An 11,115-nucleotide genomic window follows, 5' to 3' on the forward strand; every position below is an offset into this window, starting at 1 on the left:
CAAAATTTTATGTCAAGTAACAACAATCGTGACGAAAAGAACTTTAGCCAGGCCGCGCTAGATTATCATAAAGCAGAACCCAAAGGAAAAATTGAAGTGATCCCATCAAAGCCACACTCTTCTCAAAGAGATTTGTCATTGGCTTACTCTCCGGGAGTCGCGGTTCCTTGTATGGAAATTCATGATAAGCCGGAAACTGTATATGATTATACGGGAAAAGGAAACCTGGTAGCAGTAATTTCTAACGGTACTGCCGTACTTGGACTGGGAGACATCGGTGCTGAAGCTTCAAAACCGGTAATGGAAGGGAAAGGACTATTATTCAAGATCTTTGCAGATATCAACGTTTTTGATATTGAGATCGACGAAAAAGATCCGGATAAATTTATTGAAATCGTAAAAGGGATTGCTCCTACTTTCGGAGGAATCAATCTTGAAGATATTAAAGCGCCTGAAGCTTTTTATATAGAACAAAGACTGAAAGAGGAGTTGAATATTCCTTTGATGCACGATGACCAGCACGGAACAGCCATTATCTCAGCAGCTGCATTGATCAACGCTCTGCAGATTGCCAATAAAGATATTGCCAAAGTGAAAATGGTGGTCAACGGAGCGGGTGCGGCAGCTATTGCATGTACCAAGCTTTATATCTCATTAGGGCTGAAAAAAGAAAATGTCCTGATGTGCGACAGTAAAGGCGTAATCAATCATAAAAGAGAAAACCTTACTCCTGAAAAATTAGATTTCATTGCTCAGACAGATATTGAAACATTGGAAGATGCTTTAAAAGGATCTGATGTTTTTGTAGGATTGTCAAAAGGAAACGTGATGACTCCGGAAATGCTGTTGAGCATGAACGAAAACCCTATTGTATTCGCTTTAGCTAACCCTGATCCGGAAATTGCTTATGATCTTGCGCTGGAAACCCGTAAAGATGTAATCATGGCTACAGGAAGAAGTGATTATCCTAATCAGGTAAACAACGTATTAGGATTCCCGTATATTTTCCGTGGTGCATTAGATGTACAGGCTACAGCAATTAATGAAGAAATGAAACTGGCTGCCGTACACGCCATTGCTGATCTTGCAAAAGAACCAGTGCCGGAAGCTGTAATTTTAGCATACAACGTTCAGAATCTTCAGTTTGGAAGAGAATATTTTATTCCGAAACCATTTGATAACAGACTGATCACAAAAGTATCAAGTGCTGTAGCAAAAGCAGCTATTGAAAGTGGTGTGGCCAGAAAAACCATTACGGATTTTGAAGAATACGAGCACCAGCTTTTAGACAGAATGGGAAGAGATGAGAGGTTGGTAAGAATGATGCAGAGCCGTGCGAAATCCAATCCGAAAAGAATTACCCTTGGAAATGCTGAAGAATATAACGTATTGAAAGCAGCTCAGATTCTTTATGAAGAAGGAATTGCTTACCCAAGTCTTTTAGGAGATAAAAAATACATCAAGGCGCAGATGGAGCGTTACGGAATTACCCTGGATGTTCCAATCATTGATCCGAGTGATGACGATCAGAAAGAAAACAGAAAGAAATACAGAGAAACCCTTTGGAAACTTCGTCAGAGAAAAGGAATGAACGAGTACAAAGCAAAAAGATACGTACGCCAGAGAGATTACTTCGGACCTTTGATGCTGAAACATGGTGATACAGACGGACTTATCGTAGGATTCTCTAAAAACTATACTTCCGTTTTACGCCCTGTTTTAGAAGTGATCGAAAAAGATAAAGGAGTAGACAAAGTAGCGGCAATGATGATGATTCTGTCTGAAAAGAAACCTATTTTCTTCGCAGATACTTCCATCAATCAGAATCCTACTGCTGAAGATCTTGTGAATATTGCTAAAATGGCAGAATTTACAGTAAAATCTTTTGCTATTGAACCAAGAATTGCAATGCTTGGATTTGAAAACTTTGCTGCCATTTCTGAAACTTCTAAAAAAGTAGCCAAAGCAGTAAATATCCTTCACGAAAAATTCCCTAAAATGATTGTGGATGGTGAAATTCAGCCGGATTTTGCAATGGATGCAGATCACCTGAGTGATTATCCATTCTCTAAGTTGGGAACTACTCCGGCCAACACCTTCATCTTCCCGAATCTGGAAAGTGCCAACCTTTCTTACAAAATTCTGAGAGGAATGAAAGTAGCACAGGTAATCGGACCAATCTTAATGGGACTAAAGCAGCCGGTACATGTACTTCAGATGCGTTCAAGCGTTGATGAGATTGTGAACCTTGCTACCATTGCTGTTCTTGATGCTCAAAGAAGAGAAAAGAAATCGTAATATAGAATTATCGATATGACTGGAAAACAGTAATCCATCTTTCTTATTTAAAAAATGACACTTTAAACCGTGTTCAGATAGTAAAAAGGCTCCATATTTTGGAGTCTTTTGTTTTTCTGTTAATTCCTTGAATTCTTATTTGAAATTTAAGTTAAAAATCATTCGTACATTAAATGAAAACATTAATTAGTTTAAATTGCTATATTTGGGAGTTTTAAAAATTAATAATGATATTTTCTTTACAAGGCACTGTTCAAGAACTTACGCCTACTTACGCTGTTATCAATGTTCAGGGAGTTGGTTACTACGTGGGAATCAGTTTGATGACCTCACAGACGCTGGTTTTGAATCAGCAGACCTTTTTATTTATTCAGCAGATCATTCGTGAAGATGCTCATCTTCTTTTTGGATTTAACACACGTTCAGAAAAAGAAATGTTCAATCTGTTAATAAGTGTTAATGGAGTGGGAGCCGTTTCAGCATTGATTCTGTTGTCAACATTGAGCCTTGATGAGATTGCTTCTGCGATACTTTCCGGAAACAGTGCATTGATTCAAAAAGCAAAGGGAATTGGTGCAAAAACTGCCGAAAGAATTATCGTAGATCTTAAAGATAAAGTACAGAAATACAGTGATCCAAATGCTAACATTTCTGTGATGGTGGATAATAAAATCAAGGAAGAATCGTTATCTGCATTAGAAGTTTTAGGCATTCCTAAACGAACGAGCGAGAAGATTGCGGATAAAATTATAAAACAAAATCCAAACATCTCGGTAGAAGAATTGGTTAAACAAATCTTAAAAAACATTTAACATTTGGTGGCGAATAGTAAGCATCTTAACATATTTTTGTTCCTGTCGTTCCTGTGTATGTCTGTAAGTGCTTTTGCACAGACACAGAAAGATACAGCGATCATAAGAAAACAATATGAAGTGGCCGACCCTACGAGGTATGAAGCCTATTACGACATAAAAACCGGGATGTACTATGTATATCCTAAAATCGGAAATACCATCACAGGTCCTCCTACAGCCATGTCTCCGGAAGAGTATAAAGAATATATGCTCGCCAGCCAGACAAAAGCTTATTATAAGGAGAAATCCGATAAATATAATCTTCTCTTCAGAAAAGACAAATCTGATGCAAGGAAGAAGGGACTAATCCCTTCATTGTTAATTAATAACAAACTTTTTGAGACGATTTTCGGAGGTAACAAAATTGAAATCATCCCTTCAGGATACGCATCCCTGGATTTTGCGGGACTTTACCAAAAAATAGATAACCCAATGATCCTGCCTCAGAACAGGACCAGTTTTACCTTTGATATCGATCAGAGAATTCAGCTTGGATTATTAGGGAAAGTAGGGGAAAATCTTCAGTTAAAAGCCAATTATGACACCCAGAGCGGTTTTGCTTTTGAAAACAGAATGAACCTTGTATGGCAGGCCAAAGGAAGCTGGAAAGATCTTCAGAGTAAAGGCCTTGGAAATGTAGATAAACCTAACGAAGGAGGTGAAGATAAAATCATCAAAAGAGTTGAATTTGGTAATGTAAATATGCCGCTTTCAACCAACCTTATCCGTGGTTCACAATCACTGTTTGGGGTAAAAACAGAATTCCAGTTAGGAAAAACATTTGGAACAGTAGTCCTTTCCCAGCAGCAGGGAGAGGCTCGTAATATTGTAGTACAGGGAGGTGGTGTGATGAACAATTTTAAAGTCAATGCTATTGACTATGAAGAAAACCAGCACTTTTTTATAGGACATTATTTCCTGAACAAGTATGATGATGCCCTGCTTAATTATCCGCAGATCAATTCCACGATCAATATTACCAGAATGGAAGTCTGGGTATTGGATCAGGGAAACAGTAACCTGGCTTACCAGAAAAGTATCATCGGGATCAGGGATCTGGGCGAAGGCCCCGGCGGAGTAACGCTGCCGGATAACTCGCTGAACGGATTGTATGATGAAGTATCACAAGTAGCCGGAACAAGAGAAGCAGGAAAAAATTACAATGCTCTTTTTCAGGGGCATGTCTTCCCGGGAACATCTACTCCCTACAATAACGGAGAAGAATTTGTTCTTGCTACAAAAGCGAGAAAGCTGAATGCTAATGAATTTACCTACCAGCCACAGCTGGGATATATTTCATTAAACCAAAAATTGAATGACCAGCAGCTTTTAGCCGTTTCGTACTCTTATACTGTTAATGGAAGTAATAAAGTATACAAAGTAGGGGAATTTTCTGAAGAAAGCCCTGTGCTGGTCACTAAGGTATTAAGAGTAAATAATAAAGTGAATACTCAGTCTCCGATGTGGGATCTGATGATGAAGAATATCTATTCTATGGATGCAGGACAGGTATCTCCGGATGGCTTTATCCTTAACGTATATTACAGAGATCCAAAAACAGGAGGTAAAGTAAACTATCTTCCGGACACTCCTGTAAAAGATCAGAATTTACTGAAGTTATTTAACTGGGACCGTCTGAATATGAACGGAGATATCCAGAACAATAAAGACGGAAGTAAAGGAGACGGTATTTTCGACTTTGTCAATGGGATTACCATCAGACCGGAAACAGGAAGAGTGATTTTTACCAAAGTACAGCCTTTCGGTAAATATCTGGAGTCAAAATTAGGTACAAGTGATCCTCAGTATGTTTTTCAGGATCTTTATACCAAACAAAAACTACAAGCTTCCGCCAGTAATCTTTCACAGAGGTATACCATGGAAGGGCGTTATAAAGGAGTTCAGGGACAAGGTATTTCTTTAGGTGCGGTAAACGTTCCTCAGGGATCAGTAAAAGTGGCTGCAAACGGGGTACAGCTTACAGAAGGTGTAGACTATACGGTAGACTATATGCTTGGTACGGTTACTATCATTAATGAAAATGTAAAACAGTCCGGACAGGCAATCAATATTTCACTGGAAAACCAATTGACATTTAATACCCAAAGAAAAAGATTCTTAGGATTAAATTTGGAAAGAAGATTTAGTGAAAACTTTATCTTAGGAGGAACGGTGATCAATTACTCAGAATCTCCATTGACTCAGAAAGTAAACTTCGGGCAGGAAGCGGTAAACAATACCATGGCAGGGATCAACCTGATGTACAACAATCAGGCTCCTTATCTGACAAGACTTACCAATAAACTTCCGATGGTAAAAACCGAAGCTCCATCCAACTTAAACTTCAAGATGGAAGCGGCATACTTGTTACCTGGATTGAATAAAGGAACAAATAACCAGTCTTATATTGACGATTTTGAACAAACCACTTCTAAAATATCATTAAAAGAACCGGCAGCATGGAGTTTAGCTTCAAAACCGGAAAAAAATAAATTACCACCATTTAACACAGTGCCTGGCAATGATGATCTAACAAGCGGATATGGAAGAGGACTATTAACATGGTATAATATTGACCCTAGATTCTGGGGAGTTGGAGGAAAAGCACCTGCAGGAATTACACCGCAGTCTGTATCCAATCACGCTTCCAGAAGAGTACAATATTCGGAGATTTATAATAACAGAGATTTCGTAGCAGGAGAACAAACTTTCACCAATACTTTTGATATCTCTTATTTCCCTAAAGAAAAAGGGCCATACAACGTAAATCCAGTAACAGAACAGGCACAGAGCAGATGGGCAGGGATTATGAGATCAATCAGTGTTCCGAACTTTATTACTTCAAACATTGAGTATGTTGAATTCTGGATGATGGATCCTTACGCAGATGGTAAAACGCTGGGTACTGATCCAAAACTTTTACTTCACTTAGGAAACGTTTCAGAAGATGTATTGAAAGATGGAAAAATGCAGTATGAAAACGGTCTTCCAACGCCAGGTACACCATCTTCTACAACGAACTCAAATTGGGGAGTACAGCCAAAACAGCCGCCAATCTTATATGCATTCTCTACAGAAGGAGAGGATAGGAAAGTACAGGATGCCGGATATGATGGTCTTACCTCTGATCAGGAAGCCATGAGATTCGGAAATACATTTGTAAACCCGGTAACCAATATTGCAGACCCTGCAGTAGATGACTTCGTATTCTATCTTTCTGATAAATTTACAGGAAGCCAGGCTGCTTCAGTGGTGGAGCGATATAAATATTTCAGAAACCCTGAAGGAAACTCAGAAGCAAACTCTCTGAATGTAGCTTCGCAAACTCCGGATGCTGAAGATATCAACAAAGATTACAACCTGGATCAGACTGAAAACTATAACCAATATGTTATAAAGCTTGACCAGCCAAGTTTGTCACTTGGGTCGAATAATATTGTAGATGTAAAAACTGTAAAAGCAACATTCCAGAACGGGCAGTCTGCAGATGTTAAATGGTACCTGTTTAGAATCCCTGTGGCGAATTATGATCTTGCTGAAGGGACAGCGGATCCATCTGTATTGAATAATGTAAGATTTGCAAGATTAATGCTGGCAGGATTTGATCAGACCTCTACCTTAAGATTCGGAACAATGGATCTTGTAAGATCAGACTGGAGAAAGTATACCAGCAAAATTGCCAGTGCAAATGTTCCAAATTCCGACGAAGGAACGGGAACTGTAACAGATCCTAATTTTGAAATAGGAAGTGTAAATATTGAAGAAAATGCATTGAACCAGCCTCCATATGTATTGCCTCCGGGAATTGACAGACAGGTATTGAGTGGAAATGCAGGAGCGCAGAGACAGAATGAGGCGTCACTTTACATGAAAGTGAAAGAGCTTAAAACTGAGGCAAGAGGAGTATTCAAAAATACAACATTGGATATGAGAAGGTACAAAAAGCTGAAGCTGTTTGTACACGCTCATGATCCGGAAAACAGAGATCTGAATGTAGGATCGTATGATCCTAAGACAAAATTCTTTATTCGTTTTGGAAGTGATGCCACTGATAACTATTATGAATATGAATCTACAATGAAGCTTACTTCTACAACTGCTACAGCTCCTATGGAGATCTGGCCAATGGAAAATGAGGTCGATTTTGATGTTCAGAACTTTGTAGATGCTAAAATCAGAAGAGACAAATCTGGTGTTGCAATCACGAATAGAACAATGGATCTTGTCTATCAGGAACCTTATAAAAATATTTATATTAAAGGGAGACCAAGTTTAGGAAATATTACCACCATTATGATTGGGGTAAGGAATGCAGATCCAAGAACAAGCTCTACCATAACAAGAGTTCTTTGGGTAAACGAAATCCGTCTTTCTGAAATTGAGAATGATGGTGGATATGCAGGAAATGCCAGCTTAAACTTCAATATGGGAGACCTGGCAACAGTGAATGCCAATGCCTCGTATACATCGGTTGGTTTCGGGAATATCGATTCAAAGCCTGCAGAAAGAACACAGTCTACACAATCCGCATTCAGTATTAATACTGCGATTAATGTAGATAAATTCCTTCCGGAAAAAACAGGGGTGAAAATTCCTTTAAACTATTCTTACTCGCAGACTATTGAAGATCCAAAGTACAATCCTTTGGATACCGACGTAGAATTCAATAAGGCTCCAAACAAAGATCAGTTGAAAAAAGTAGCGAGAACATATACCCAGCAGAGAAGTATCGGAGTGGTTAACATGCATAAAGAAAGAGTAAATCCAAATAAAAAGCCTAAGTTTTATGATATCGAGAACGTATCAGTAACTGCTGTTTATAACGATGATTATTTCAGAGATATCTATACCAAGAGAAATTACAGACAGTATCTGAGAGGATATATTGATTATAACTACACCTTTAAACCGTGGGTACTTAAGCCTTTCAACAAGATGATCAGTGATACGGCAAAATCTACGAAGTATCTGAGATGGGTGAAGGAATTCAATATTAATCCAATTCCTACAAGAATATCTTTCAGAACTGAAATAGACAGAAATTACAATGAGCTTGAGTTCAGAAATGTGGAAGCAATCCTGAATGGTGACATGAATAATAATTTTGATGCCATCAGAAACAGAAACTTCTTCTTTGGATGGCAGTACGGTTTAGGTTTTAATTTCACAAAATCATTAAAACTGGAGATCAATTCTGCAACCAGAACCCTGAATGATAACCTGGATGTCAATTCAATGGACAGCAAGTCGATCTTCGGAAACGTATTCAGAGCAGGAAGACCGGTATTGTATAACCACAGAGCACAGCTGAATTATAAACTGCCATTCCAGTATCTGCCTTATCTGGATTTCATTGATGCTGAAATAGGATACGGATTTACTTATAACTGGGCAGCAAGATCTACTTCATTGACTGGATTTTTTGACCCTAACAAGAATCAAACAACAAGTTTAGGATCTGTGGGGCAGAATACCAATGTGATTCAGGCAACAGCTTCAGCAGATCTTCCTAAGTTTTTTGGGCAGTTTAGCTATTTCAAGAATATAAATGCCAAACTTCAGAAACGCAAACAGGAGATGGACTCTCTGAATAATGTATATGCGAAACAATGGGAGAAAAACAGATACAGATATAAGAAGTATAAATTTAAGAATAAGCTTACTCCACTTCAAAGTGCTGCATTCTTCTTAACTTCTTTCAAACAGTTAAACGTAAGTTATAACGAAACGAATGGAACGGTACTTCCGGGATTAATATCAGCGCCAAACTGGTATGGATACGGACAAACATTGGGAGGTCCAACACTTGGATTCCTTTTAGGATCACAGGCAGACATCAGAAGAACAGTAATGGAAAACGGATGGGTGAGTGATTCCAATTACATGACAGATCCGTATGTAAGAATGTCTACCAAAGAATTGAGAGCAGACTTGCAGGTGATGCCAATGAATGATCTGAGAGTTGACCTTAATGTATTGCATACCTTTAATAGCAACTTCTCTCATACAGGGTTCAACTATACCAATGGTGGAGTTCCTGATACTGATTTTACGTTTGCCAGCGAAATGATAACGTATTCCAATACGACGTCGCTTCTCAGCACATCATTTAAAGATGGGCAGGCCGTTTACCAGGCGATCAGAGAAAATGCAAGAGCGCTTTCTCAGCAGTTGGGAGGTCCGGGAGCAGTATTGGATAACAATGGATTTGCGCAGCACTACAGTATTGGAAATGCCTATGTATTGATCCCTGCTTTTAGAGCAGCTATGGAAGGAAAATCTGTAACACCGATGACTAATCCTAAAAAAGCAGGATTCCCGTTACCAAACTGGAGAATTACCTATTCAGGATTAAAAAATATTCCGATCATCAGCGGGCAGTTCTCGAAGTTTGATATTTTACATGCCTATACGGCGACCTACACGGCAACAGGGATTCAGAGCAATGTAGATTATCATGGCAACCCGAAGGGATACTATCAGACAGTAGATAATGCAGGTAATGTGATCAAAGATGGTGGTGATAAGATTAACCCATATACATTCGCGCAGGTTGGATATGTAGAATCATTCTCACCGCTTATCGGGATAGATGTTACCATGAGAAACAATATGCAGTTCGGAATACAGTATAACAAAACCAGAATGATGGTACTGGGATTAGTCAACCAGACGCTTACCGAAGATGCCAATACAGAATATGTAGTAAGACTTGGATATATTGTCCGAAACTTCAGATTAGGAACAGCCAATATCCGGGGAAGAGGAACAAGAGGAAAAGGAAGTGACCTTAACATCAGAGGAGATATTTCATTAAGAGACAGTAAAACATCTATTATGAATATTCTGCTGAATGATGCACAGGTTACCGGAGGACAAAGATTGATGAACATCAAACTTTCAGCAGACTACAATGTTTCCGAGAATCTGAATCTGAGAGTGTTCTATGAACAGATGACCTCAAAATACAAGATCTCCACAGCATTCCCGCTGTCTACAGTAAGAGCAGGTATTTCAGCCACATTTACATTCGGAGATTCCGGAGGTGGATTCTAAAAACAATACAAACATAAAAGTCCTTCAGTTTTGAAGGACTTTTTTTATATCCAATATTTGAAGCTACTATATTTTTGAATACATTTGTACAAAATAAAAATTTAAAAATGAACACACCATCAGAATTAAAGTACACGAAAGATCACGAATGGATCAAGATCGAAGGTAATGTAGCTACAATCGGTATTACAGACTTCGCACAAGGAGAACTTGGAGACATCGTTTACGTTGATGTAGATACTGTAGATGATGACCTTAATGGAGGAGACGTTTTCGGAAGTGTAGAAGCAGTAAAAACTGTTTCAGACCTGTTCTTACCTATCGCAGGAAAGGTTATTGAATTTAATTCAGAATTAGAAGATCAGCCTGAACTGTTAAATACAGATCCTTACGGAGACGGATGGATCATCAAATTGGAAATTGCTGATGGGGCAGACCAGTCAGAATTACTTTCTGCGGATGATTACAAAGCGATCATTGGATAAGATTTCAAAAATATTTAGTAAGATACTGCCCATTTATTGGGCATTTCTTACTTATATGCTTCTCAAACCAGGAGAAGAAAATCATGAATATTGGTTCATGTTCAGCGGTATCGACAAGGTATTGCATCTTAGTATATTTGCAGCCTTGGGTTTCTCTTTCATTGCCGCATTTCCCAAAATAAAATTCTCATACTTTTTTCAGATCATCCTTCTCTATGCGTTCCTTACCGAAATCCTGCAGGAAGAAATGGGATTGGGCAGATCCATGGAAACACTGGATATCGTAGCAGATACAATCGGATGTCTGTTAGGATACTATACCTATAAACTATTAATCAGGCGTTTCTTTTAAGGCAGCTTTCAAAACCCTCACTATTTTCTATTTCTTTTTTTATTCTCCCATCACCAGGCGTCTTACCCTC

At 38.6% G+C, this 11,115-nt stretch carries 5 protein-coding genes; all 5 read left to right on the forward strand.

The genetic code is table 11. The features are described from left to right. Positions 1 to 9: 9 nt before the first annotated feature. The 5 genes from ACODR7_RS19510 to ACODR7_RS19530 all read left to right on the forward strand — a co-directional run bounded on the left by ACODR7_RS19510 (position 10) and on the right by ACODR7_RS19530 (position 11,045). Positions 10 to 2,298 (forward strand): NADP-dependent malic enzyme, encoded by a 2,289-nt coding sequence (locus tag ACODR7_RS19510; protein ID WP_488841711.1) that lies wholly within the window; start codon positions 10 to 12, stop codon positions 2,296 to 2,298. Positions 2,299 to 2,525: 227 nt separating this feature from the next. Continuing rightward, positions 2,526 to 3,110 (forward strand): Holliday junction branch migration protein RuvA, encoded by a 585-nt coding sequence (gene ruvA, locus ACODR7_RS19515; protein WP_110010714.1) that lies wholly within the window; start codon positions 2,526 to 2,528, stop codon positions 3,108 to 3,110. 57 nt (positions 3,111 to 3,167) lie between these two features. Continuing rightward, positions 3,168 to 10,208: a T9SS outer membrane translocon Sov/SprA gene (gene sov, locus ACODR7_RS19520; protein ID WP_488841717.1), complete on the forward strand. Its 7,041-nt coding sequence runs from the start codon at positions 3,168 to 3,170 to the stop codon at positions 10,206 to 10,208. Between the two features lie 107 nt (positions 10,209 to 10,315). After that, positions 10,316 to 10,693: a glycine cleavage system protein GcvH gene (gene gcvH / locus ACODR7_RS19525; RefSeq protein ID WP_034695881.1), complete on the forward strand. Its 378-nt coding sequence runs from the start codon at positions 10,316 to 10,318 to the stop codon at positions 10,691 to 10,693. Beyond that, on the forward strand, positions 10,668 to 11,045 hold the full coding sequence (locus ACODR7_RS19530) for a VanZ family protein (protein WP_488841713.1): 378 nt from the start codon (positions 10,668 to 10,670) through the stop codon (positions 11,043 to 11,045). The genes gcvH and ACODR7_RS19530 overlap by 26 nt, the downstream gene beginning before the upstream one ends. Positions 11,046 to 11,115 lie beyond the last annotated feature (70 nt).

It is taken from the genome of Chryseobacterium sp. FG46, from assembly GCF_057809135.1.

Bases quoted from the DNA above. Each gene is read 5' to 3' on its own strand.
- ACODR7_RS19510 (WP_488841711.1), top strand. From the start codon at position 10: ATGTCAAGTAACAACAATCGTGACGAAAAGAACTTTAGCCAGGCCGCG.
- ruvA (WP_110010714.1), top strand. From the start codon at position 2,526: ATGATATTTTCTTTACAAGGCACTGTTCAAGAACTTACGCCTACTTAC.
- sov (WP_488841717.1), top strand. From the start codon at position 3,168: ATGTCTGTAAGTGCTTTTGCACAGACACAGAAAGATACAGCGATCATA.
- gcvH (WP_034695881.1), top strand. From the start codon at position 10,316: ATGAACACACCATCAGAATTAAAGTACACGAAAGATCACGAATGGATC.
- ACODR7_RS19530 (WP_488841713.1), top strand. From the start codon at position 10,668: ATGATTACAAAGCGATCATTGGATAAGATTTCAAAAATATTTAGTAAG.